The 24,461-nt window shown below is 71.3% G+C and carries 20 protein-coding genes; 6 read left to right on the plus strand and 14 right to left on the minus strand.

Annotated features, from left to right (window positions below; translation table 11 throughout):
• Nucleotides 1-38 precede the first annotated feature (38 nt).
• Nucleotides 39-1,139, minus strand: coding sequence for an ABC transporter permease (locus tag RF640_RS11170; protein ID WP_229587344.1), 1,101 nt, complete (start codon nt 1,137-1,139; stop codon nt 39-41).
• Nucleotides 1,140-1,168: 29 nt separating this feature from the next.
• Nucleotides 1,169-2,110, minus strand: coding sequence for a substrate-binding domain-containing protein (locus RF640_RS11175; RefSeq protein WP_017832139.1), 942 nt, complete (start codon nt 2,108-2,110; stop codon nt 1,169-1,171).
• 278 nt (nt 2,111-2,388) lie between these two features.
• Here RF640_RS11175 and RF640_RS11180 point away from each other — a divergent pair, with 278 nt between their 5' ends.
• Both RF640_RS11180 and iolB read left to right on the plus strand, forming a co-directional pair.
• On the plus strand, nt 2,389-3,129 hold the full coding sequence (locus tag RF640_RS11180) for a GntR family transcriptional regulator (protein WP_035926954.1): 741 nt from the start codon (nt 2,389-2,391) through the stop codon (nt 3,127-3,129).
• Between the two features lie 65 nt (nt 3,130-3,194).
• Nucleotides 3,195-4,112 carry a 5-deoxy-glucuronate isomerase gene (iolB, locus tag RF640_RS11185; RefSeq protein ID WP_109268826.1) on the plus strand — a complete coding sequence of 306 codons (918 nt, stop codon included), beginning with the start codon at nt 3,195-3,197 and terminating at the stop codon, nt 4,110-4,112.
• 73 nt (nt 4,113-4,185) lie between these two features.
• On the opposite strand, the gene RF640_RS11190 is transcribed toward iolB, so the two are convergent.
• Entirely contained in the window at nt 4,186-5,193 is a 1,008-nt protein-coding gene (locus RF640_RS11190) for a sugar phosphate isomerase/epimerase family protein (protein ID WP_368827867.1), read from the minus strand.
• A complete protein-coding gene (locus RF640_RS11195) occupies nt 5,190-6,368 on the minus strand; it encodes a Gfo/Idh/MocA family protein (protein ID WP_368827869.1) in 1,179 nt (392 codons plus the stop codon). Before RF640_RS11195 ends, RF640_RS11190 begins: the two co-directional genes overlap by 4 nt.
• Before the next feature lie 195 nt (nt 6,369-6,563).
• Between RF640_RS11195 and RF640_RS11200 the strand changes: the two genes are divergently transcribed.
• Entirely contained in the window at nt 6,564-7,568 is a 1,005-nt protein-coding gene (locus RF640_RS11200) for a LacI family DNA-binding transcriptional regulator (protein WP_109222568.1), read from the plus strand.
• A 129-nt stretch (nt 7,569-7,697) separates the two neighbouring features.
• Here RF640_RS11200 and RF640_RS11205 read toward each other — a convergent pair whose 3' ends face one another.
• The 7 genes from RF640_RS11205 to RF640_RS11235 form a co-directional block, all read right to left on the minus strand.
• Nucleotides 7,698-8,735: a Gfo/Idh/MocA family protein gene (locus RF640_RS11205; protein WP_368827871.1), complete on the minus strand. Its 1,038-nt coding sequence runs from the start codon at nt 8,733-8,735 to the stop codon at nt 7,698-7,700.
• 89 nt (nt 8,736-8,824) lie between these two features.
• Nucleotides 8,825-10,360 (minus strand): CoA-acylating methylmalonate-semialdehyde dehydrogenase, encoded by a 1,536-nt coding sequence (locus tag RF640_RS11210; RefSeq protein ID WP_368827873.1) that lies wholly within the window; start codon nt 10,358-10,360, stop codon nt 8,825-8,827.
• Between the two features lie 12 nt (nt 10,361-10,372).
• Nucleotides 10,373-12,328, minus strand: coding sequence for a 3D-(3,5/4)-trihydroxycyclohexane-1,2-dione acylhydrolase (decyclizing) (gene iolD, locus RF640_RS11215; RefSeq protein WP_176338002.1), 1,956 nt, complete (start codon nt 12,326-12,328; stop codon nt 10,373-10,375).
• Complete coding sequence (locus RF640_RS11220) at nt 12,325-13,263, minus strand: hypothetical protein (protein WP_035926938.1); 939 nt, start codon at nt 13,261-13,263, stop codon at nt 12,325-12,327. Before RF640_RS11220 ends, iolD begins: the two co-directional genes overlap by 4 nt.
• A complete protein-coding gene (iolC, locus tag RF640_RS11225; RefSeq protein ID WP_017832723.1) occupies nt 13,260-14,246 on the minus strand; it encodes a 5-dehydro-2-deoxygluconokinase in 987 nt (328 codons plus the stop codon). Before iolC ends, RF640_RS11220 begins: the two co-directional genes overlap by 4 nt.
• Nucleotides 14,243-15,169, minus strand: coding sequence for a sugar phosphate isomerase/epimerase (locus RF640_RS11230; RefSeq protein WP_017832724.1), 927 nt, complete (start codon nt 15,167-15,169; stop codon nt 14,243-14,245). The genes iolC and RF640_RS11230 overlap by 4 nt, the downstream gene beginning before the upstream one ends.
• A 34-nt stretch (nt 15,170-15,203) precedes the next feature.
• Nucleotides 15,204-16,163, minus strand: a complete 960-nt coding sequence (locus RF640_RS11235; protein WP_017832725.1) for a sugar phosphate isomerase/epimerase — start codon at nt 16,161-16,163, stop codon at nt 15,204-15,206.
• A 277-nt stretch (nt 16,164-16,440) separates the two neighbouring features.
• Between RF640_RS11235 and RF640_RS11240 the strand changes: the two genes are divergently transcribed.
• Nucleotides 16,441-16,833, plus strand: coding sequence for a tautomerase family protein (locus RF640_RS11240; RefSeq protein ID WP_109222522.1), 393 nt, complete (start codon nt 16,441-16,443; stop codon nt 16,831-16,833).
• 98 nt (nt 16,834-16,931) lie between these two features.
• Here RF640_RS11240 and sucD read toward each other — a convergent pair whose 3' ends face one another.
• Nucleotides 16,932-17,849 (minus strand): succinate--CoA ligase subunit alpha, encoded by a 918-nt coding sequence (gene sucD / locus RF640_RS11245; RefSeq protein ID WP_031282624.1) that lies wholly within the window; start codon nt 17,847-17,849, stop codon nt 16,932-16,934.
• 39 nt (nt 17,850-17,888) lie between these two features.
• Entirely contained in the window at nt 17,889-19,058 is a 1,170-nt protein-coding gene (gene sucC / locus RF640_RS11250; RefSeq protein ID WP_017832728.1) for an ADP-forming succinate--CoA ligase subunit beta, read from the minus strand.
• 262 nt (nt 19,059-19,320) lie between these two features.
• Here sucC and RF640_RS11255 point away from each other — a divergent pair, with 262 nt between their 5' ends.
• Entirely contained in the window at nt 19,321-20,070 is a 750-nt protein-coding gene (locus RF640_RS11255; RefSeq protein ID WP_035926927.1) for a hypothetical protein, read from the plus strand.
• A 239-nt stretch (nt 20,071-20,309) separates the two neighbouring features.
• Nucleotides 20,310-21,758 (plus strand): sugar porter family MFS transporter, encoded by a 1,449-nt coding sequence (locus RF640_RS11260; protein ID WP_017832730.1) that lies wholly within the window; start codon nt 20,310-20,312, stop codon nt 21,756-21,758.
• A gap of 181 nt (nt 21,759-21,939) precedes the next feature.
• Here RF640_RS11260 and pcrA read toward each other — a convergent pair whose 3' ends face one another.
• Nucleotides 21,940-24,408, minus strand: a complete 2,469-nt coding sequence (pcrA, locus tag RF640_RS11265; RefSeq protein ID WP_017832731.1) for a DNA helicase PcrA — start codon at nt 24,406-24,408, stop codon at nt 21,940-21,942.
• Between the last annotated feature and the right edge of the window lie 53 nt (nt 24,409-24,461).

Consider the following 24,461-nt stretch of genomic DNA (forward strand, 5'->3'; position numbering starts at 1 on the left):
GTGCCCGTGGGCGTGTTCTGCGTCGACACGGTGGTCACCTACTTCCTCTCGACGCGCTTGCGCACGTACATGTTCACGATGGTGGCCAGCAGTAGCATCAGGCCCAGGAAGAACTTGAACCAGTCCGGGTTCCACTCGGCGTAGACGATGCCGCGGGAGGCGATGCCGAAGATCAGCGCGCCCAGAGCGCCGCCGATCGCGGAGCCGAAGCCGCCGGTGAGCAGGCACCCGCCGATCACGGCGCCGATGATGTAGAGGAACTCGTTGCCGACGCCCTCCCCGGACTGCACGGAGTCGAAGGCGAAGAGGTTGTGCATGCCCAGCAGCCAGCCGCACAGGCCCACGCCCATGAACAGACCGATCTTGGTCTTCGCCACCGGCACGCCCACGGCGCGGGCGGCGTTCTCGTCCCCGCCCACCGCGAAGATCCAGTTGCCGATCCTCGTCTTGAGCAGGATGAACGTGGCGACCGCCACCAGGGCGATCCAGTAGAACACCGTGATCCGCACGTTCACCCCGGCGATGGTCACCGAGGAGGCGAAGATCGCCTTGGCGGAGTCGAAGCCGTCCATGGTGCTGATCGAGGGCGAGGAGACCGAGCCGCCGATGAGCCGGGTCAGAGCCAGGTTGAGCCCGGTGAGCATGAGGAACGTCGACAGGGTCACGATGAAGGAGGGCAGCTTGGTGCGCATCAGCAGCCAGCCGTTGATCAGCCCGATCGCCAGCGAGGTCAGCAGGGCGATGCCCACCCCGACCCAGACGTTGACGGCGAAGAACCAGCTGAACATCGAGGCGGCCAGCGCGGAGGTGATCACGGCCACCCCGGTGGAGAGGTCGAACTCCCCGCCGATCATCAGCAGGGACACCCCCACCACCATGATCCCGATGGTCGAGGCTCCGTAGAGCACGGTGGAGATGGACTGTGCCTGGGTGATCGAGGGGGCGGCGACGGCGAAGAACAGCGCCACCACGATCGCCCCGACCAGCGCCCCGATCTCGGGGCGGGCCAGGAAGGTGCCCAGCAGGCCCTTGGTCTGGATGCGCTCGTCGGCCGGGGCCGCGGCGGCGGGCGTGGAGGGGGCTCCGGAGGAGCCGCGGTCCGGCGCCGGTGCAGCGGCCGGTGTACGGGTGGAGGTCATGGCCTTCTGCTCCTGGTTCCCGGGCCCGCTCAGCGGATGCCCTCGTTCGCGTACTCGAGGACGTCCTCGGCGTTCGACGAGTCCACGACGGCGGGACCCGTGAGCGTCGCCTGGCCGCCGCCGATCTTGAAGGCGCCCCGGTGGTTCTGCCACAGGGAGTCCACGGACAGGTAGCCCTGCAGCCACGGCTGCTGGTCGATGGTGAACAGCACGTCCCCGTCGACGACGGCCTGGGCGAGGTCGCCGTTCATGTCGAAGGACGCGACGGTCGCGTCGCTGCCGGCCGACTCCTTCGCCTCGAGCAGGGTCATCGTGTAGGGCGCGCCGAGCCCGATGATCGAGTCGGCCTCCGTCGAGGCCTGCAGCTTGGCCGTGGCGGTCGAGGACACCTGGGTCATGTCCGTGCCCTGCACGTAGAGGATCTCCGTCTCCGGCAGCGCCTCCTTGACGCCGGCGCACCGGGCCTCGAGGCCCACGTGGCCCTGCTCCTGGATCACGCAGATCGGGTGCTGCAGGCCCTCCTCCTTGAGCCGCTCCCCCGCCGTCTGCCCGGCCAGCTGCTCGTCGGACCCGAAGTGCGCGAACGCGCCGAGGTCCTCGAACTCGTTCTCGCCGGCGTTGAGGGTCACCACCGGGATGCCGGCCTCCTCGGCCTGGGCCAGCACGTCCCGCAGGGCGTCGGGCTTGGCCAGGGTCACGGCGATCCCGTCGACGCCCTGGTCGATGTACTGCTGCACGAGCTGGGCCTGGCGCCCGCCCTCGGGATCGGAGGCGTAGAGGAACTCCACGTTGTCCTTCGCCGAGGCCTCCTCGGCGCCCGCGCGGATCCGGTCCCAGAACGTGTCGCCCGGGGCGGCGTGCGTGATCATGGCGATCTTGATCTGCTCGGTCTGGGCCGCCTGGCCGCCGCCGCCCTCGCCCGCGGCGGTGGTCTCCCGGCCGCCCTCGGACGAGCAGCCGGCGAGCGCCATGGCGGGGACCAGCAGGGCGGCGGCCGCCAGGAGACGCCGGGGTGCCCTGGGCCGCAGGTTCTCGGGGGAAGGACGTCGTGCAGTCATGGGATGTTCTCCTCGTGTCGATGCGGGGCCTCGCGCCTCCGGGCGCCGCCTCGGCCGTCCGCTTGGGGATCATCCTGGGTGACCCGGATCACAGATGTCAATAGAATGTATGGACATATTCACATCTCGCCCTTCACAATGGAGGAAGTCGGCGGTCCCGCCCGCTCGGTTCCACTCCTTGGAGGTCCACCATGTCCGGCCCACTCCGTCTCACGGTCGACAAGACCTCCCCCGTGCCCCTCTACCACCAGGTGGCGCAGGGGCTCGAGGACGCGATCCGCAGCGGTGAGCTGCCCCCGGGAACCAAGCTGGACAACGAGATCGACCTCGCCAACCGGCTCAACCTGTCCCGGCCCACCATGCGCAAGGCCATGGACCAGCTCGTGCGCGCCGGGCTGCTGGTGCGCAAGCGCGGTGTGGGCACCCAGGTGGTGGGCAGCCAGGTGCGCCGCTCGCTCGAGCTGACCAGCCTGCACGAGGACCTCCAGCGCAGCGGAGGCAGTCCCAGCACGGACGTGCTGGACTTCGCGCGGATCCCTGCCGACGACGAGGTGGCGCTGCTGCTGGGCATCGCGCCGGGCGACGAGGTCTACTACCTCGTGCGCCTGCGCGGCACGGACGGCGAGCCGCTGGCCCTCATGGAGAACTGGATCCCCTGCGCGCTGTGCGAGCTCACGCGCGAGCAGCTCGAGCAGGAAGGGCTGTACTCCCTGATGCGCGGCCAGGGCGTCAACTTCCAGCTGGCCCACCAGCGGGTGGGCGCCGTCTCGGCCGACGCGTTCCAGGCGGAGCAGCTGGGCGTCGAGCCCGGCGCCGCGCTGGTCAGCATGCACCGCACCGCCATGGACGACCTCGGCCGGCAGGTGGAGACCGGCCGGCACGTGTACCGGGCCGACAAGTACACCTTCGAGCTGACTCTCGTCCAGCGCTGAGCGCCGGACCACCGCCGCGGCCCGAGACCACCGCACGACGACGACACCGGAAGGCACACCGACCCATGCACACCGACAGTTCCCGCCCCGAATGGGTCCACCCCAAGGACTCCGCCGCCCAGGACGGCTGGTTCGTCTCCCTGGGCGGCCACGACTCCGCCGCCGAGGTCCCCGGCTGGGCCCACACGGGCCTGCGCGTGGCCGACCTCTGCCCGGGCGGACGGATCCGCCTGGACGCCGCCGAGGAGGAGCGAATCGTGGTGCCCCTGGCGGGGAGCTTCACCGCCGAGACGAATGGTGAGAGCTACGACCTCGCCGGCCGGCCGTCGGTCTTCGCCGGCCCCACCGACGTCCTCTACACCGGGATCCGCCGGGACCTGACCGTGTCCACCGCCACCGGCGGCCGGGTGGCCGTGGCCTCGGCGCCCGCCCGCGCGGAGCACCCGACGCGGCTCGTGACCCGCGAGGAGATCCCGGTGGAGCTGCGCGGGGCGGGGAACTGCTCGCGCCAGGTGCACAACTTCGGCACGCCCGCCGCGCTGGAGGCCGACCGGTTCATCGTGTGCGAGGTGCTCACCCCGGCCGGCAACTGGTCCTCCTACCCGCCGCACAAGCACGACGAGGAGAAGGACGGGGAGACCGCCCTGGAGGAGATCTACTACTTCGAGACGCAGCTCGCCGAGGGCATGCCCGCCCCGGAGTCCGGCGGCACCGACCCGATGGGCTACCAGCGGGTCTACGCCTCGGACGACCGCCCCATCGACGTCAGCGCCGAGGTGCGCTCCGGCGACGTCGTCCTGGTGCCCTACGGCTGGCACGGGCCCGCCATGGCGACCCCCGGCTACGACCTGTACTACCTCAACGTCATGGCCGGGCCGGGCCGGGTGCGGGAGTGGCTGATCAGCGACGACCCCCACCACGGCTGGATCCGCCGGACCTGGGACGAGTCGGCCGTCGACCCCCGGCTGCCCTTCGGCCGCTGAGCACCCCCGGCACCGTCCGTGCGCCAAGGGCCCGTCCCCGAGGGGGCGGGCCCTTCCTGCACCGGCGAACGGATCAGCGCAGGGCGCCGACGGACGCGGCGGCGTCCTTCAAGACGCCGGCGGCGATCTCGAGGCCCTCGATCCGGCCCAGGGAGACGTCCTCGTGCTCGATGTTGACCGCCATGTCCGGGTCGACCTCGTGCAGCGCGGTGAGGAACTCGGCCCAGTAGGCGGTGTCGTGGCCGCGGCCCAGCGCCACGAAGTCCCACGCGGAGTCCTTCGGCCACTCGTTGGCCCACTCGTCCCCGCCGAGGTTGGTGCGGTCCTCCTCGGGGGAGAGGCGGCGGAAGCTGTTGTCCAGCACACCGTAGAGCGCGGCGTTGTCCTTGTTGATCCGCACGTCCTTCGCGGCCGCGTGGAAGATCAGCGGGCCGAGCTCGCGGACCACGGCGACCGGGTCCATCTGCTGCCAGAACAGGTGCGAGGCGTCGAGCTCCACGCCCACGTGGGTGGCACCGGTCAGCTCGACGAGCTTGTAGACGTCGGCGGTGTTGAAGACGACGTTCTGCGGGTGCAGCTCCAGGGCCACCTTCACGCCGTGGTCGGCGGCCATCCGGTCGGTCTCCCGCCAGAAATCGGCGACGAGACCCCACTGGTAGTCCAGCACGTCCAGGGAGGCGGAGTTCCAGGCGTTGACGATCCAGTTGGGCACGGTGGCCCCGGGCTCCCCGCCGGGCAGCCCGGACATGGTGACCACCCGGGTCTGGCCCAGCCGCTCGGCCAGCCGGATGGAGCGGCGGATGTCCTCGGCGTGCTTCTCCCCGATGGCACGCTTGGGGTGCAGCGGGTTGCCGTTGCAGTTCAGCCCGGCCATCGACACGCCGGTGCCCTCGAAGATCGCGAGATAGTCGTCGCGGGCGGCGTCGCTCTCGAGGATCTGGTCCATGTCCGGGACGTGGACGGCCGGCAGGAATCCACCGGTGTTGATCTCGATGCCGGTCAGGCCGAGGTCGGCGATGACCTTCAGGGCCTCCGGGAGCGGGCGGTCGTGCAGGATCGCGTTGTAGACGCCGAGCTTCACAGGACGACCTTCTTTCCGTTGTTGGTGGCCGACTCCACGGCCGCCTGCAGGATCTCCATGTTGTGCACGCCGTCCGCGAAGGAGGCGTTGCGCGGCAGTAAAACGGACTCGTCGAGACCTGCGACCTCCTCGAGGAAGGCGCGGGCTTGGTAGCCGAAGGCGTCGTTCTGGCCGAAGCCGACGCCGGGGGCGTCCATGGCCAGTCCCTGCGACAGGTAGGGGTGGCCGGGGCCGAGGTTGACGGTGCGGTAGCCGTTGGTGGCCTCGGGCCCCTCGTGGAGGAACAGCTCGATCTCGGCCGGGCGCAGCTGGTTGAACCGGGCCGCGCCCTTCTCGCAGAACACCTCGAAGGTCAGGGTGTTGGGGTGCCCGGCCGCCACCCGGGAGACCTCGAGGCTGCCGGCGCCGGAGGCGAACTCGGCGGAGTAGGCGGCGTAGTCGTCGTTCTCGACCGGCTCGTGGACGTCGCTGACCTCCACCAGGTGGTGGCCGGTCACCGCGCCCAGGGGCAGGGGGCGTTCGGTGATGGTGGTGGCCAGGCGTCCGCCGGACACGGAGGCGATGTCGCCGCAGAGGAACTCCGCGACGTAGGCCAGGTGGCTGCCGACGTCGGCCAGCGCCCCGGAGCCGGGGCCGCCCTTGTAGCGCCAGCTCATCGGGGCCTTGGGGTTGAACCCGTAGTCGGTCCAGTACCGGCCGCTGAAGTGCAGCACCTTCCCCAGGGTGCCGTCCTGGATCAGGTCGCGGATCGCGGCGATGCCGGGGGTGCGCCGGAAGGTGAAGCCGATCCGGGCGACGGACTCCGCCTGCTCGGCGGCGGCGGCCATGGCGCGGGCGTCCTCGAGGGTGTCGCTGAGCGGCTTCTCGCACAGCACGTGCTTGCCCGCCTCCAGCAGGCCCTCGACCGCCCGGCGGTGGAAGCGGTTCGCGATGACGACGCTGACCACGTCGATCTCCGGGTCCTCCGCGACCGCCTCCCAGGAGCTGACGGCCTTCTCATAGCCGTAGCGGCGGGCCACGTGGCCACCGAGGGTCTCGTTGACGTCGCCGACGGCCACGTAGCGCAGCGGGGGCAGGACGGGGTCGTAGAGCGTGGGGGCCACGCGGTAGGCGGCCGCGTGGGCCTGGCCTGCCATGCCGGCGCCGATGACGGCGATGCCGATGCTGTCGGTCATGTTTCTCTCCTGGACTGGGGACGGGACGGGGACGGTTCGGGAAAGGGGACGAACACGCACGAAGAGCGGCCGTCGCTCCGGGCCCTGTGGCACCGGTCACGATTGGAGCGCTCCAACGAGCGTAGGATCTTCTGCGGACCGGGTCAAGAGATTTGTCAGGACAAATTCGGGAGAGCGATCGGGGACAATGCTGTGGTGAACACTCGACCGCCCACCATCTACGACGTCGCCCGGAGCGCGGGCGTCTCCAAGTCCTTGGTGTCCCTCGTCCTGCGCGGCTCCCCCAGCGTCTCCGAGGCCCGGCGGACCGCCGTCCTGGAGGCGGTGGAGCGGCTGGGCTACCGCCCCAGCCAGGCCGCCGCGGCGCTGGCCGGGGCGACGACGCGCACCATCGGGGTGGTCATCGACGACTGGCGGAACCTGTGGTTCGTGGAGCTGCTGCGCGGTCTGCAGGAGGGCCTGGCGCCGCACGGGCTGCGGATCGCGGTCGCCGACCACACGCTCAACGCGCACGTGGAGGCGCACCCGCTGGACGGCTTCCTGTCGATGCGCGTCGACGGGCTGGTGATCGCCACCGAGCCGACCGGGGCCATGCGCGTGCCCGAGGGACTGCCCGTCGTGGTGGCCGGCCACCGGGAGGGCGTGGTGCCGGGTGCCGAGGTCGTCGCCAACGACGACCGGCTCGGCGCGCGCCTGGCGACGGAGCACCTGATCGGCCTCGGCCACCGCGGCATCGGCCACCTCACGGGCGGCGGCGGAGCGGCCCGGCTGCGGGCGGAGGGCTTCGCGGCGGCGATGGCCGCGGCCGGCCTCGAGCCCCGCACCGTCGCCGGGCACGGTGCCACCACGGAGGAGGACGGCTACGCCGCCGCGGTGCGCCTGCTCGACGCCGTCCCGGAGACCACGGCGGTCTTCGCCGCCAACGACACCATGGCCATGGGGGCGCTCGCGGCGGCCGGTGAGCGCGGGCTGCGCGTGCCGCAGGAGCTCTCGGTGGTCGGCTACGACGACTCCCCCATCGCCTCCACCCATCTCCTGCGGCTGACCACCGTCGACAGCCGCAACGCGGAGATCGGCGCGGTGGCCGCCGAGCGGCTGGTGGCCCGGATCGGCGGGGGCCCGGACACGGGGGCGGCGGTCCTGCTCGAGCCGGAGCTGGTCGTCCGCGGCTCCACGGCGGCACCCCGCGCGACCGGGTGACGGCGGGGCCCCGCGAGCGCCCCGCCGCCGCGCCGGGGAAACGGGTCAGGGCGCGGCGGGGCCCTCGCCCCGCCGCGCCCTGACGCCGGCCCCCGCTGCCGCTCAGGCGCGGGCGGCCACCGGTGCCGCTCAGGCGCGGGCGGCCACCGGTGCCGTGCTGTAGAGCTCCGGCTTCGGCTGCATCCGCACGGGCACGATCTCCCCGCTGGCCTGCGCCCGGACGCCGGCCTCGCAGCACGCGGCCGTGGCGTAGCCGTCCCATGCGGAGGGCCCGCCGATCTGCCCGCGCGCGGCGGCGTCGACCCACGCCTGGATCTCGCGGTCGTAGGCCTCGACGAAGCGCTCCTCGAAGCCCGGGGTGACGCTGCCGCCCCAGGTGCCGGCCGTGCGGACGTAGGGTTCGGTGTCGCCGCCGATGCCCACCACGCCGGTCTCGAAGGACGCCTGCGTGGCGACCTGGTAGCCGAACTGCGCGTTGACGTAGGCCTCGACCTGGGCGAGGATCCCGGACTCGGTCTCCATGAGCACCAGCTGCGGGTCCTTCTGGCCCTCCGGGGCGTTGCGGGTGGAGCGCCCGATCCGGACCTGGACCGAGGTGATCTCCTCCCCGGTGAAGAAGCGCACGGCGTCGAACTCGTGCACCACGGAGTCGTTGATGATCATCTCGTTGGTGAACCCGGGCGGGGTGGTCGGGTTGCGGTGCTGGTGGTGCAGGGTCAGCAGCTCCCCGTAGGTCTGCTCCTCGATCATCCGGCGCAGGGCTAGATAGCCCGCGTCGAAGCGGCGCATGAAGCCGACCTGGATCAGCTGCCGGCCGGCGGCGACCTCGGCCTCGACCACGCGCCAGGAGGACTCCGCGTCCGGGGTCAGCGGCTTCTCGCACAGCGTGGGCAGCCCGTGCTCGATCGCGGACAGCAGCACCTGCTCGTGCAGGAACCCGGGAGTGGCGATGAGGGCGGCGTCGATGTCGTCCCGGTCGAGCACCTCCTGGAAGTCGGTGTGGGCCACCGCGCCGGGGATGTGGGCGATGGCGGCCTCGACCCGGGCCCGGTCGATGTCGACGACGGCGGCGATCTCGGCGCCGTTGATCCGGCGGTGGATGCGCTCGATGTGGTCGGCGCCCATGCGGCCGGCTCCGACGACGGCTACGCGCAGCGGGGTGTTCATGGTGTTCTCCTTCCGCCGCCCCTGCGGGGCGGGATGTGCGGGGCGCTCCCGCCGGTCCGGGGACCGGCGGGAGCGGGGTGGCGTGCGGGTCAGTGGTCGGACGAGGACGGGAAGGCGAAGGACGCCCCCGAGGCGTGGTGCGGCTCGGGCCACCGCTCGGTGACGGCCTTGCCGCGGGTGTAGAAGCGCACGCCGTCGGGCCCGTAGATGTGGTGGTCGCCGAACAGCGAGGCCTTCCAGCCGCCGAAGGAGTGCCAGGCGACGGGCACGGGGATCGGGACGTTGACGCCGATCATGCCCACGGTCACCTGCCGCTTGAACTGGCGGGCGTAGGCGCCGGAGGAGGTGAAGATCGCAGTGCCGTTGCCGTACGGGTTGGCGTTGATGACCTCGATGCCCTCCTCCAGGGTGTCCACGCGCAGCACCACGAGGACGGGCCCGAAGATCTCCTCCTCGTAGGCCTGCATGTCCTTCCGGACCCTGTCCAGGACGGTGGGGCCCACGAAGAAGCCGTCCTCGTGGTCCTTCACGATCAGGTCGCGGCCGTCCACGACGACGGCGGCGCCGTCCTGCTCGGCGGCGGTGACGATCCGGCGCACCCGGTCCCGGGACGCGGGGGTGATGACGGGGCCCATGTCGGAGGAGGCGTCCATGCCGTTGCCCACGGTGATGTCCTTGGCCCGCTCGGTCAGCTTGTCCACGAGCAGGTCCGCGGCCTCGCCGACGGCCACGGCCACGGACACGGCCATGCAGCGCTCCCCGGCGGAGCCGAAGGCGGCCGCGGTGAGGTTGTCGGCCGCGGAGTCCATGTCGGCGTCCGGCAGCACGATCGCGTGGTTCTTCGCCCCGCCGAGGGCCTGGACGCGCTTGCCGTGCTTGGTCGCGGTCTCGTGCACGTACTGCGCGATCGGGGTGGAGCCCACGAACGAGATGCCGTCCACGTCCGGGTGGGTCAGCAGCCCGTCCACGGCCTCCTTGCCGCCGTGCAGCACCTGGAACACCCCGTCCGGCAGTCCGGCCCGCTGCCACAGCTCGGCGATCAGCAGGGCCGGGGAGGGGTCCCGCTCGGAAGGCTTGAGGATGAAGGCGTTGCCGGTGGCGATCGCCACCGGGGCCATCCACAGCGGCACCATGACGGGGAAGTTGAACGGGGTGATGCCCGCGACCACGCCGAGGGGCTGGCGGAAGGAGTAGACGTCGATGCCGGTGGAGAACTGGTCGGAGTACTCCCCCTTGAGCTGCTCGGCGATCCCGCAGGCGAACTCGACGACCTCGAGGCCGCGGCCCACCTCGCCCTTGGCGTCGGAGAGCACCTTGCCGTGCTCGGCGGTGATCAGGGCGGCGAGGTCGTCGGTGTGGGCGGCCACGAGCTCGCGGAACTTGAACAGCACGGCGGTGCGCTTGGCCAGGGACACGTCGCCCCACGAGTCGGCGGCCTTCCGCGCCGCGGCCACCGTGGTCTGCAGGTCCTCGTCGGTGGCCAGGTGCAGGATGCCGGACACCTGCCCGGTGGCGGGGTTGTAGATCTCCTGGGTGCGGTCACCGGTGCCGGGCGTGCGGGCCCCGGCGATGAAGTGCTCGACGTGCTGGATCTGCTGGTCGGTCCTGTCGATCTGCTGGGTCATGGGACTCCTCCTTCAGTTCCCCAGCAGCGGACGCTGCCGGGCCTTGTGCTGCTGGTAGACCTCGTAGGCCTCGTTCGTGGACTCGAGGGTGGCGGTGCCCGTGACGGGCACGTCCCACCAGGACTCGGAGCTGGGCGCGTCGATCAGCGGGTCCGACTCCACGTGCACGAGCACGGGACCGGAGCCCTCGGGCACGGCCTTGGCCTCGGCCACGCACCGCTGCAGCCGGTCGATCACGCCCTCGCCGGGCTCGACCCGCAGCACGCGCACGCCGAGGGACTCGGCGTTCGTGGCGAGGTCGATCGGCAGCGTCGAGCCGTCGTCGAAGCTGTGCCGCTGCCCGTCGAGGTAGCGGTACTTCGTGCCGAAGCGCTGGGACCCCAGCTGCTCCGAGAGCGCGCCGATCGAGGCGTAGCCGTGGTTCTGGATCAGCACCACCACGAGCTTGAGCCCCTCGGCCACGGCCGTGACGAGCTCGGTGTGCATCATCAGGTAGGAGCCGTCCCCGACCATGACGACGACGTCGCGCGCGTCCTGCGGCGTCCCGGCCCGCTGGGCCTCGGCCACGGCGGCCCGCTTGACCCCGAGCCCGCCGGCGATCTCGTAGCCCATGCAGGAGAACGCGTACTCGACGTGGTAGCCGAAGGCGTCCTTGACCCGCCACATCTTGTGCAGGTCACCGGGCAGCGAGCCCGCCGCGCACACGACGACGTCCCGGTCGTCCATGGCCTCGTTGACGGCCCCGATGATCTCGTTCTGGCTGGGCAGCGGCAGGTGCCGCTCGGAGAACGCCGCGTCCACGGTCGCGTCCCAGCGCTGCTTCTCGGCTTCGACGGTCGCCGCGAGGTCCGCACCGACCCGGTACCCGCCCAGCGCCTGCGTCAGCGCGACGAGCGTCTTGCGGGCGTCGGCGACGACCGGCACGGCGGTGCCCTGCTTGTAGGCGTCGAACGCCGCGACGTTGATGTTGACGAAGCGCACGTCCGGGTGCTGGAACGCGGTGCGGGACGCGGTGGTGAAGTCCTCGTACCGGGTGCCGATGCCGATCACCAGGTCGGCGTCGGCGACCACGGCGTTGGAGGCCGTGGAGCCGGTGGAGCCGACGGCCCCGAGGCACAGCGGGTGGTCCCAGTCCATGACCCCCACGCCCGCCTGGGTGTAGGTCACGGGGATCCCGGTGGTCTCGGCGAACTCGGCCAGCGCCTCGGTGGCGAAGGAGTAGTGCACCCCGCCGCCGGCGATGACCACGGGCCGCTCGGCCGCACGGATCGCCGCGACGGCCGCGCGGACGTCCTCCTCCTCGGGCGCCGGCCGGCGGATCCGCCACTCCCGGGGGGCGAGGAACTCCTCGGGCACCTCCAGCGGCTCGGCCTGCACGTCCTGCGGGAGCGCGATCGTCACGGCGCCGGTCTCGGCCGGGTCCGTGAGCACCCGCATGCCGTTGAGCAGCGCCGAGAAGAGCTGCTCCGGCCGCCAGACGCGGTCGAAGTAGCGGGACACCGGCCGGAAGACGTCGTTGACGGTGATGTCGTTGGCGTCGGGGCGCTCGAGCTGCTGGAGCACCGGGTCCGGGCGCCGGGAGGCGAACTGGTCCGAGGGGAACAGCAGCGCGGGCAGCCGGTTCGTGGTGGCCAGGGCGGCGCCGGTCACCATGTTGGTGGCGCCGGGGCCGATCGAGGTGGACACCGCGAAGGTGGCCCGGCGCCGGGTGTGCCGGGCGTAGCCGACGGCCTGGTGCACCTGGGCCTGCTCGTTGCGGCCCTGGTAGTAGGGCATCAGGGCGGGGTCCTGGGCCTGGTACTGCTTCAGGGCCTGCCCCACCCCGGCCACGTTGCCGTGGCCGAAGATGCCGAACATGCCCGGGATCGTGCGCTGCCGGTACTCCTCGGCACCGATCCGGTCGACGGTCCACTGGTTGGCCAGGAACTCCACGAGCGCCTGGGAGACGGAGAGGGTGCGGGTGCTCATCGGGCGGCTCCTTCCTCGACGGTGTGCCCCTTGAGCAGGGACGCGGCGGTGGCCACGGCGCCGGCGACGTCGCCGTCCTCGGGGTAGAGGAGGGTGCGGCCGACGGTCAGGCCCTGCACGCCGGGCAGCGCGAGGGCGGCCTCCCAGGTCGCGAAGACCTCGTCGGGCCGGCCGCTCGGGTCACCGCCCAGCAGGACCGTGGGCAGGGTGGTGGCCGCCATGACGCGCTCCATGTCCTCGACCACGGGCAGCTTCATCCACGTGTGCGCGGAGGTTCCCCCGAGCCCCTGGGCGATCGCCACGGACTGGATCACGGCGTCGGCGGAGAGGTCGTTGACGATGCCGGTGCCGGTGATCCGGGAGATGAACGGCTCCACCATCGCGATGAGCCCCAGGGCGGCCAGGGAGTCCACCGCCCTGGCGGTGTTCTCCAGCACGGAGGTGGTGTGCGGGTCCTCGAAGCAGATGCGGGTGAGCATCTTGCCGCCGTCGGCGCCGATCCGGTCCAGGGCCTCGGCGGTGTGCCCCGTGAAGCGGTCGTCGATCTCGTTGACGAGGCCCGGCAGTCCGCCGCGGTTCATGGAGCCGAAGACGAGCTTGCCCTCGAGCGCCCCGAGCAGCAGCAGGTCGTCCAGCACGTCCGGGGAGGCGAGCACGCCGTCCACCTGGGGGTCCGCCAGGGCGATCTGCAGCCGGTCGAGCAGGCTGCGCCGGTCGGCCATGGCGTCGGCCTCGCCGCGCACCCGCAGGGCGCCGCGGGCCGCGTGGTCCGCGGCGACGACGAAGTTCTGCCGCCCGTGCACGGGTCCGGGGTGACGACGGCGGGAGTCGGCGGCGCGCTGGACGGCGCGCGGGTCCTCCAGCCGGACCCGGGTCAGGTGCTCGTAGCGGCGGGGGTCCGCCGTGTCGAGCTCGAGGGGGGTGGTCGTGGTCATCGGGTGGCTCCTTCGGGTACGGCGCGGCCGCGCTCGCGCAGCAGCTGGAAGACCTCGGCGGGGGTGGGCATGGCGTCGGAGCAGGAGATCTTCGAGGCCACGATCGCGCCGGAGGCGTTGGCGTAGTCGAGGACCTGCTCGAGGCTCCAGCCCTGGTTGATGCCGTGGCAGAAGGCCCCGCCGAAGGAGTCGCCGGCGCCGAGGCCGTTGACGGTCTCCACCGGGACGGGGGCCGAGACCACGCGCTCGTCGCGGGTCTTGGCCATGACCCCCTCGGGGCCGAGCTTGACGACGGCGATCCGCACGCCGGCCTCCAGCAACCGGTCGGCCTGCTCGTCGGGGGTGCCCTCCCCCACGGCCACCGCGCACTCCTTGTCGTTGCCGATGGCGATGGTCACGTGGCCGAGCAGCTCGTGGACCTGCGCGCGGGCGTCCTCCTCGGACTCCCAGAACATGGGCCGGTAGTCGAGGTCCAGGATCGTGTGCTGGTCGGCCCGCAGCTGCTCACGGGGACGGGCCTCGTGGGCGGCGAAGTGGGCCGCCCGGGACGGCTCCTGGCACAGGCCCGTGACGGTGGACCACAGGATCCGCGTGTCGGCCACGACCTCGGTGTCGATCTCCTCGGGCCGGATCTGCAGGTCCGGGGCCGTGGGGAAGCGTCCGTAGAAGTACAGCGGGAAGTCCTCGGGCGGGCGGATCGCGCAGAACGTGGCGGGGGTCTGCAGCCCCGGCACGGCGCTCACGAACCGGTCGTCCACGCCGTAGCGGGTGAGCTCGCGGTGCAGGAAGGTGGCGAACGGGTCGTCGCCGGTGCGGGTGATCACCGCGGTGGACTCGCCGTGGCGGGCCGCGGCGACCGCCACGTTGGAGGGCGAACCGCCGAGGTACTTGCGGAACGTGGTCACGTCCTCGAGTCCGACGCCCACGTCGTCGGGGTAGATGTCGACGCTGATGCGTCCCAGGGTCACGACGTCGTAGCTCACGCGTGGGCCTCCGTCCTCTGCTCGGTGTGCTGCGGGGTGCGGGCGGCGGCCTTCCGGGCCGCCTCGGCGCGCTCGGTCATCTGGGCCAGCTGGTAGCGGGAGACCTCCATCGCGCTCTCGTCCTCGGCGAAGACCGAGGAGACCATCACGGAGTCCGCCCGGTCGAGGAAGCCGTTGGCGGCCAGCCCGCCGAAGAACTCGTCCCAGTCGACGTCACCGTCCCCGATCTTCAGGTGCTGGTGCACCCGGGCCGCGTTGCCCGGAGGGTTGGTGATGTAGCGCAGCCCGTGCGAGCGGTGGTGGTCCATCGTGTCCGCCACGTGCACCACGCGCAGGCGGTCGCCCACCGCGGCCATGATGTCCAGGGGTGCGTCCTCCATGTGGAAGGTGTGCGGGGCCACGTAGGCGAAGCCGAGGTTCGGGGAGTTCACGCCCCGGATCACCCGCCACGCCGCCAGGCCCTGCTCCACGAAGTCGTCGGGGTGCGGGTCGATCGCGATGTGCACGCCCTCCGCCTCGACGAGCGGCAGGAGCTCCTCCATGGAGCGGTAGAACGCGCGCTCGGACTCCTCGGAGAGCTCGGGCCGGCCGGAGAACTCGGTGTTCATCTGCTGCACCCCGAGGTCCACCGTCATCCGGACGGCGCGCTTCCAGTACCGCACGGCGGCCTCACGGGCGTCGGGGTCCGGGGAGGACCAGCGCAGCACGGGCAGCACGGAGGCGATCTGCACCCCGGCGGCACGGCAGGCCGCCCGCAGGTCCGCGACGAGCCGGTCGTCGGCCTTGGGGTGGCCGAAGAAGGGCAGGAAGTCGGCGTGCGGCGTGAGCTGCAGGTGGTCGTAGCCCAGGTCCGCGGCGAGCTGCGGGAACTCGAGCAGGGAGTGGGTGGAATGGAACGGGGTGGGATCGAGGGCGATCTTCATGGGCGGATCTCCAGGTCTGTGGTGCGCGGACGGGTCAGCGGACGCGGGTGCGGGAGCCGCAGCCCAGCAGGTAGGAGCGCGTGCGGGTGGCGATGGGCAGCGGGACATCGAAGGAGGAGACGGGGTACATGTCCTGCTCGACGATGCCGAAGACCGGCCGCTCCAGCTTCTCCACCTCCGCGATGACCTCCGCGAGGTCCGGCAGGCCGGCGGGCGGCTCGACCATGACACCGGCGAGGTTGGCCGCGGCCCAGGTCAGGTTCTCCCGGCGCACGCGTTCGAGGACCACGGGGTCGATCTGCTTCAGGTGCAGGTAGCCGATCCGCTCGGGGTAGCGGCGGATGAGGTCCACGGAGGACGCTCCCCCGTACTCGGCGTGGCCGGTGTCCAGGCAGAGGGTGACTAGCTCGGGGTCGGTGCGCTGCAGGAAGGTCTCGATGTCGGGCTGGCCGCACACGTGGGAGTCGGCGTGGGAGTGGAACTGCTGCTGCAGACCGAAGTCCTCGCGCAGCACCTTCCCCAGCCGGTCGTGGCCCTCGCACAGCGCGTTCCACTGCTCGGTGCTCAGGTGCTCGTTCTCGAGCGCCTGGCCCGTCACGTCGTCCCGCCACATGGCCGGGATCACCACGATGTGCTCGCCACCCATCGCGGCGGTCAGCTCGGCGACCTTCCGCGCGGGCTCCCACGCCTCCTGCCACTGGCCGGCGCCGCGATGGAACGCCGTGAAGACGGTGCCCGCCGAGACCTTCAGGTTGCGCTGGGCGAGCTCGTCGGCGAGCCGGGCGGGGTCCGTGGGCAGGTAGCCGTAGGGACCCAGCTCGATCCAGGAGTAGCCCGCCTCGGCGACCTCGTCGAGGAAGCGCTCCCAGGGGGTCTGCTTCGGGTCGTCGGCGAACCACACGCCCCAGGAGTCGGGGGCGGTGCCGATGAGGACGGGGTTCTGCTGCTGTGCCGCCGCGCCGGCGGTCGTGGAGGTCGCGCTCTGCTGCGCCATGGTGCCCTGCTTTCTGGTGCTGGACCGGCGTCACGGTGCGGATCCCGTGCGCCCGGCCGATCAGTGGTCCGGATCACAACCAGAATACGACATCAGGTCAGTTTGTAAAGACATACCGTCTAACTGCGCGCCCGGCGATCCCCGAGACCCGATTCGGGGCCACCGGAGGGGGCAAGGGACGCCCATCAGGTCTTTTCTTTGTCGTAATGTCTTGACATACTTTCGAGCACGGTGGAACAGTCGTCCACCACGTGCCATCCACCGGAAGGACCCACCCGTGCCCCTCGTGCGCATCGACGTCACCGAAGACCGTCGAACCCCCGAACAGCTCCGCGAGCTCGCCGACACCGTCCAGGACGTCATGCTCGACACCTTCGCGGCCCCGCCCCGCGACCGCTACCAGATCATCACCGAGCACCGGCCCGGCCAGATCATCGCCGAGGACACCGGCCTCGGCTTCACCCGCACCGACGACCTCGTCATCGTCCAGGTGGTCCAGCAGGGCCGCAGCGAGGCCCAGAAGCAGGCCATGTACCGGGCCCTGGCCGACCGCCTCCGCGCCCGCACCGGGCTGGACCCGCAGGACCTCATCGTCTCCGTCACCGAGAACACCCGCGAGGACTGGTCCTTCGGCGAGGGCGTCGCGCAGTTCCTCGAAGGCCGGCTCTGACTCCTCGGCCGGCTCGGCGCACGGGAAAGGCCCCGTCCACGGTGTTCGCGGACGGGGCCTTCCCCGGGTGCTGGGTCGACGGGCCGGAGCCCGCCGGATCACTTCGTCTCGAAGATCTCCCGCATCAGCTGGGCGGTCTCGGACGGGGTCTTGCCGACCTTCACGCCCGCGGCCTCGAGGGCCTCCTTCTTGGCCTGCGCCGTGCCCGAGGAGCCGGAGACGATGGCGCCGGCGTGGCCCATGGTCTTGCCCTCGGGAGCGGTGAAGCCGGCGACGTAGCCGACGACCGGCTTGGAGACGTTCGCCTTGATGAAGTCCGCGGCGCGCTCCTCGGCGTCGCCGCCGATCTCGCCGATCATCACGATGGCCTCGGTCTCGGGGTCCGCCTCGAACGCCTCGAGGGCGTCGATGTGGGTGGTGCCGATGACCGGGTCGCCGCCGATGCCGATGGCGGTGGTGAAACCGATGTCGCGCAGCTCGTACATCATCTGGTAGGTCAGGGTGCCGGACTTGGAGACCAGGCCGATCTTGCCCTTGCCGGTGATGTTCGCCGGGGTGATGCCGACGAGCGACTCGCCCGGGGTGATGATGCCGGGGCAGTTCGGACCGATGATGCGGGTGGTCTGCTTGCCGTCCGCACCGGTCCTCGACTTCGCGTAGGCCCAGAACTCGGCGGAGTCCTGCACCGGGATGCCCTCGGTGATGACGACCACCAGCGGGACCGAGGCGTCGATGGCCTCGATCACAGCGTCCTTCGTGAAGGCCGGCGGCACGAAGACGATCGACACGTCCGCGCCGGTCTTCTCGACGGCCTCGGCGACGGTGCCGAAGACCGGCAGCTCGACGCTGTTGCCGTCCTTGTCCTGGTGGGCCACGGTGGTGCCGGCCTTGCGGGCGTTGACGCCGCCCATGACCTGCGTCCCCGCCGCGAGCATGCGGCCGGTGTGCTTGGTGCCCTCGCCGCCGGTGATGCCCTGAACGATGACCTTGGAGTCCTTGTTCAAAAAGATTGACATTGCTGTTCGTTCCTTAGAAGTGTTCGTCCGGTCGGCGGATCAGTTGGCGGCGTGGGCGAGCTCGGCGGCCTTGTCCGCGCCCTCGTCCATGGTCTCGGCGAGGGTGACGAGCGGGTGGTTGGCGCCGGCCAGGATGCGCCGGCCCTCCTCGACGTTGTTGCCGTCCAGGCGGACCACGAGCGGCTTGTCCTCCTCGTCCCCGAGGATCTCGAGGGCCTTCACGATGCCGTTGGCCACGGCGTCGCACGCGGTGATGCCGCCGAAGACGTTGACGAACACGGACTTCACCTGCGGGTCGTTGAGGATCACGTCCAGGCCCGCGGCCATGACCTCGGCCGAGGCCCCGCCGCCGATGTCCAGGAAGTTGGCCGGCTTGACGTTGCCGTGCTTCTCGCCGGCGTAGGCGACGACGTCCAGGGTGGACATCACCAGGCCCGCGCCGTTGCCGATGATGCCGACCTCGCCGTCGAGCTTGACGTAGTTGAGGTCGTGCTCCTTGGCCTTCTCCTCGAGGGGGTCGGCGCTGGACTTGTCGGCGAGGGAGGCGTGCTCCGGCTGGCGGAACTCCGCGTTCTCGTCGAGGGTGACCTTGCCGTCGAGAGCGATGACCTGCCCGTCGCCAGTCTTCACCAGCGGGTTGACCTCGACGAGCGTGGCGTCCTCCTTCTTGAAGACGTCCCACAGCTTCACGAGCACGGGGACCACCTTCGCGGCGGTCTCGTCGTCGAACTTCGCCTCGCGGACGATCTCCTGGGCCTTGGCCTCGGTGATGCCCTCGGTCGGGACGACCTCGACGCGGGCGAGGGCCTCGGGCCGCTCGACGGCGAGCTGCTCGATCTCCACGCCGCCCTCGACGGAGCACATGGCCAGGTAGGAGCGGTTGGCACGGTCCAGCAGGATCGAGAAGTAGTACTCCTCCGCGATGTCCGCGCCCTGGGCGATCATGACGCGGTGGACGGTGTGGCCCTTGATGTCCATGCCGAGGATCTGCTGGGCGTACTCGTAGGCCTCGTCGGCGGTCTTGGCGACCTTGACGCCGCCGGCCTTGCCGCGGCCTCCGACCTTGACCTGCGCCTTCACGACGGTGACCCCGCCGATCTTCTCGGCGGCGGCCCTTGCTTCTTCGGGGGTGGTCGCGACGATGCCCTGGAGCACGGGGACGCCGTGCTTCTCGAACAGGTCGCGTGCCTGGTATTCGAACAGGTCCACGGGTGAATGCCCTTCTTCGTCGAAGTCGTGGGCGGCGGCGACCCGGGCAGTGTGCGGGTCGTCCTCCGACCTGGTGGTGAACGGAGCACTCAGCATCCTCCCGGCCGGGGCCGGCAGGATGCGTCCGGGCCGTTCCGCGGAGCCGTTCCGGGCGCGGGACGTACCGGTGCACTCCCTGTACGAGACTGTAGTGCATGCTGAAACTGCGGCCACAACCGGGGGCGCGCGCGTGCGGCCCGGCGATTCTTGATTGACTGGCCCCATGAGCTCTGTCGACTCCCCCGAGAACCGGGCGTTCGCCCCTGCCGATGCCGGCTTCCTCGTCTCGATCGCGACCTTCGCGTTCGTGGCCCTCGGACTGGAGGCCGTGGTCGACGGCACGGTGCTCACCTTCACCGGCGGGATCCCCGACGTCTACCCGCTGGGCTGGCAGGTCGTCACCTGGCTGACCCTCGGCGCGGCGTGGCTCGCGATCCAGCGGGGCCTCGTGGCGTGGCTGCGCCACCGGGCGGCGGACCCCGCGGTCCCTGCGCCCTCGGACCCCGCCCCCTCCTCCGCGGTCGACCACCGGCGGACCACCACGGCCCTCGTCGTCTTCGTGCTGGCCGTCCTGCTCGGGGTGATCCTGCCCGTCTTCCTCGTGGGCGAGTGGCGCGTGCAGCCGATCCAGCTCTACCTGGACCTCTACGCGGAGTACGGCGCGGGCGCGTGGCTCGGCATGGTGGGCTTCGCCGCCTACCACGTGGGGCGGGCCCTGCTCCTCGCACTGGTCCTGACGTGCGTGCAGCGGGCCGCGGAGCTGCGCCGGCCGGCCCCCTGGGCACGGGTCGCCCCGGTGGGCGGGCTCGTCCTCGGGCTCCTGCTCGCCCTGCCCGGGCTGGTCCTGGGCGGCTGGGCCTCCGTCGCCACGGCCGTGGTCTGCTGCACGCTGCTGGGCGTGGTGCACAACCTCACCGGCAGGTCGCTGCGCTGGACGGCCCCCGCGGCCGTGGCGGTGCTGCTGTTCGTCTAGCGGCGTCGGCCGGGGCCCCTGTCGCCGTGCGCCCCTCCGGCTCCGACCCGGGCAGGACCGTGGCGGAGAAATGTTGCGGCGATCACAAGAATCTGCCCGCCGGGGTTCCCCACCCCGGCCATATGTCCTAACATAATGACATCAGGACCACTGAGACGTGCGTCACGCACGGAGTGACCCGTCCGACCCGTCAGCACCGTGCAGAGCGCACCGGTTGCGTCCGAGCAAAGGAACTCCCGATGGCCACCTCCTCACCCCGGGAAGCAGCAGCCACGCTGCCTCCCCTCACGTCCGGGCCGCATCGCAAGCGCCTCGGTCTCATCTCCGTCGTCGCCTGCTTCGGCGGCCTGCTCTTCGGCTACGACACCGGCGTGATCAACGGCGCGCTCCGCCCGATGTCGGAGGAGCTCGGCCTCACCCCGTTCACCGAGGGCGTGGTCACCAGCTCGCTCGTCTTCGCCGCCGCCGTCGGCGCACTGTCCGGCGGACGACTCTCGGACGCCTGGGGACGCCGGAAGACCATCCTCCTGCTGGCCGTCCTGTTCTTCGTCGGGACCCTGGTCGTCGTGCTCACCCCCAACTACGAGATCCTCGTGCTCGGGCGCGTCCTGCTCGGCCTGGCGGTGGGCGGCGCCTCGGCGGTGGTGCCCGTCTTCCTCGCGGAGATGGCCCCGTACGAGATCCGCGGCTCGATCGCCGGACGCAACGAGGTGGCCATCGTGATCGGCCAGCTCTCCGCGTTCGTGATCAACGCGATCATCGGCAACGTCTTCAGCGACGTCACCGGCGTCTGGCGGATCATGTTCGCGATCTGCGCGCTGCCGGCCGTGGCGCTGTTCATCGGCATGCTCCGGATGCCGGAGTCCCCGCGCTGGCTCGTCGAGAAGGGCCGGCACGCGGAGGCCCTCGAGGTGCTCAAGACGGTGCGCTCCGAGGACCGTGCGATCGCCGAGCTCGGCGAGGTCGAGCACATCACCGAGGAGGAGCGCGCCGAGAACCGGATCGGGCTGGGCGCGATCCTGACCAACAAGCACCTGCTCCGCATCCTGCTCGTCGGCATCGGCCTCGGCATCGTCCAGCAGTTCACCGGCATCAACTCGATCATGTACTACGGGCAGATCGTGCTGATCGAATCGGGCTTCGAGGCCGGCGCGGCCCTCATCGCCAACATCGCCCCCGGGGTGATCGCCGTGGTCGGCGGCTTCATCGCGCTGTACATGATGGACCGGCTCGACCGGCGCAAGACCTTCATGATCGGTCTGAGCCTCACCACCACGTGCCACCTGCTGATCGGGATCGCCGCGATGACGATGACGGTGGACAACCCGCTGCGGCCCTGGGTGATCCTGGCCCTCGTGGTGGCCTTCGTCGGCTCCATGCAGACCTTCCTCAACGTCGCGGTCTGGGTGTACCTCTCCGAGGTGTTCCCCCTGCACATGCGCGGCTTCGGGATCGGCGTGTCCGTCTTCATGCTCTGGGTGGCCAACGGCGTCCTCGCGCTCTACTTCCCCTCCCTGGTCGACGCGGTCGGGATCACCGGGACGTTCTTCCTCTTCGCCGGGTTCGGCGTGCTGTCCCTGATCTTCGTCTACACCCAGGTCCCGGAGACGCGGGGACGCACCCTCGAGGCGCTCGAGGAGGACGTCTCGACCGGCGCGATCTACACGGTGAAGGCGAAGTCCTCCTAGGGAACAAGCCCGAGAGGTCAGCGGCGGGGACGCCCTGACCCGAGGAGAGCCTCCGGCCGGACGTGGTCCCTGACCACGCTCCGGCCGGAGGCTCTTCGCACGTCCCGCCCCCGCTCCGGCACGGGACCGGAGGCGGGACCACCGGTACGACCACCGCGGGGGCGGGCGGAACCGGGTCGGCTCAGCCGACCTTCGTCAGCGGCGCGTAGCGCAGCAGCAGCCGCTTCTCGTCGGCCCCGAAGCGCACCTTCGCCACGGTCTTGTCGCCGGCGCCCTCGAGGGACACCACGGTGCCCTTCCCGAACGCCGTGTGGTCCACGGTGTCGCCGACCGCGAGACTGGGAATCTCCTTGTTGGGCTGGACCCGTCCGGCCGTGGTGGCCCGGGACGGTGCCATCCGCTCGAAGGCCGCGTTCGACGCCGCGGCGGCGCCCCAGTAGGAGCCCCGCATCGGGTCCCGCTGCCCGGAGCCGCCGTGCAGCGAGGAACCCCAGGACGCCGGGGCCGAGGACCCCTCGCGCTTCCAGTCGAGGAGCTCCGCCGGGATCTCGTCGAGGAACGGGCTGGCCGGGTTGTACTGGGACTGCCCCCACATGGAGCGGAACTCGGAGCGGGTGAGGTAGAGGCGCTCGCGGGCCCGGGTGAGCCCCACGTAGGCGAGCCGCCGCTCCTCCTCCATCTCCTTCTCGTCCGTGAGGGAGCGCTGGTGCGGGAACAGCCCGTGCTCCATGCCGGTCAGGAAGACCACGGGGAACTCGAGGCCCTTGGCGGTGTGCAGGGTCATGAGCGTGACCACGCCCTGGGCGCGGGCCTCGGCGACCTCCGCCGCGATCTGTTCGGCGCTCGGTCCGCCCTCGGTGCCGGCGGCGGGCCGGTTCGGGATCTGGTCGGCGTCGGCCACGAGGGAGACGTGCTCGAGGAACTCGGGCAGCCCGGCCTCGGGGTGGTCCCGCTCGAACTCGCGGACCACGGCCACGAGCTCCGCGAGGTTCTCGACCCGGGACTCGTCCTGGGGGTCCTGCGACTGGCGCAGCGCGGCGAGGTATCCGGACTGCTCCAGGACGGCCTCGAGGACCGTGGCGGCCCCCGAGCCCTCGGCGACCGAGGCGAGGTCGTCCATGAGCTGGACGAAGGCCTTGACCGCGTTCAGGGAGCGGGTGGCCATGCCGGGCGCCTCGTCGGCGCGGCGCAGCGCGGCCATGAAGGAGACCCGCTCGCGCTCGGCGAGGGCCGCGGCGGCGCCCTCCGCGCGGTCGCCGATGCCGCGCTTGGGCTCGTTGACGATCCGGCGGACGTTGATGTCGTCGTCCGGGTTCACGATCGCGCGCAGGTAGGACAGGGCGTCCTTGATCTCCTTGCGCTCGTAGAAGCGGGTGCCGCCCACCACCTTGTAGGGCAGGCCCACGCGCATGAGGATCTCCTCGAGAGAGCGGGACTGCGCGTTGGTGCGGTAGAACACGGCGACGTCGCCGGGGCGGTACCCGTCCTCGTCCTGGAGACGGTCGATCTCCTCGGCGATGAAGCGGGCCTCCTCGTGCTCGTTCTCGGCGGCGTAGCCGGTGATCTTCTCGCCGCTGCCGGAGGCCGTCCACAGCCGCTTGTCCCGGCGGCCCTTGTTCTTGGCGATCACCGCGTTGGCCGCGGTGAGGATGTTCTGGGTGGACCGGTAGTTCTGCTCCAGCAGGATGGTGCGGGCCTGGGGGTAGTCCTGCTCGAAGTCGACGATGTTGCGGATGTCGGCCCCGCGGAACGCGTAGATCGACTGGTCCGAGTCCCCCACGACGGTCAGCTCGGCGGGCGGCACGGGGCTCGCCCCCGGCCCGGTCCCGGCGTCCGCCCCCGTCCCGACGAGCTCCCGGACCAGCGCGTACTGCGCGTGGTTGGTGTCCTGGTACTCGTCGATGAGCACGTGCCGGTACCGCCGCCGGTAGTACTCGGCGACCTGCGGGAACGCCCGGAGCATGTGCACGGTCTGGGCGATGAGGTCGTCGAAGTCCATGGCGTTGGCCGCGCGCAGCCGCTCCGTGTAGCCGCGGTAGACCTGGGCCACGGCGCTCTCGAAGGGGTCGGTCTCGGAGACCCGGGACAGGTACGTCTCGTCGTCGACGAGCTCGTTCTTCAGCGCGGAGATCCGGTGCTGGATGCTCTTGGGGGCGAAGCGCTTCGGATCGAGGTCGTGCTGCTTGGCCACGAGGGTGAGCAGCCGCAGGGAGTCGGCGGAGTCGTAGATGGAGAAGGTCGACTTCAGGCCCACGCTGGCGGCCTCCCGCCGCAGCACGCGCACGCAGAAGGAGTGGAAGGTGGAGATCGACATCGACCTCGCGGAGTCCCCCACCAGCTCCACCACGCGCTCGCGCATCTCGGCGGCGGCCTTGTTCGTGAACGTGATCGCCAGGATCTCGCCCTGGTGGGCGCGCCCGGTGGCCAGCAGGTGCGCGATCCGGTGGGTCAGCACCCGGGTCTTTCCGGAGCCGGCGCCGGCGACGATCAGCAGCGGTGAGCCGGAGTGCTCCACGGCTGCCCGCTGCGGGTCGTTGAGCCCCTCCACCAGGGCCTCGGCGGAGACGGTGCCCCGCCTCGGACGGGCGTCGGTGCCGGGGCGGGCCACGGAGGCGGAGGGCAGGAGCGGGTTGTCGAAGAGGTAGTCCATCGTGGACCCAGTCTACCGAGGCCCGGTGACAGCCGGGCCGGCCGGGGAACGGC

This window comes from Kocuria sp. CPCC 205231, assembly GCF_040980965.1.
Taxonomy (GTDB): domain Bacteria; phylum Actinomycetota; class Actinomycetes; order Actinomycetales; family Micrococcaceae; genus Kocuria; species Kocuria rosea.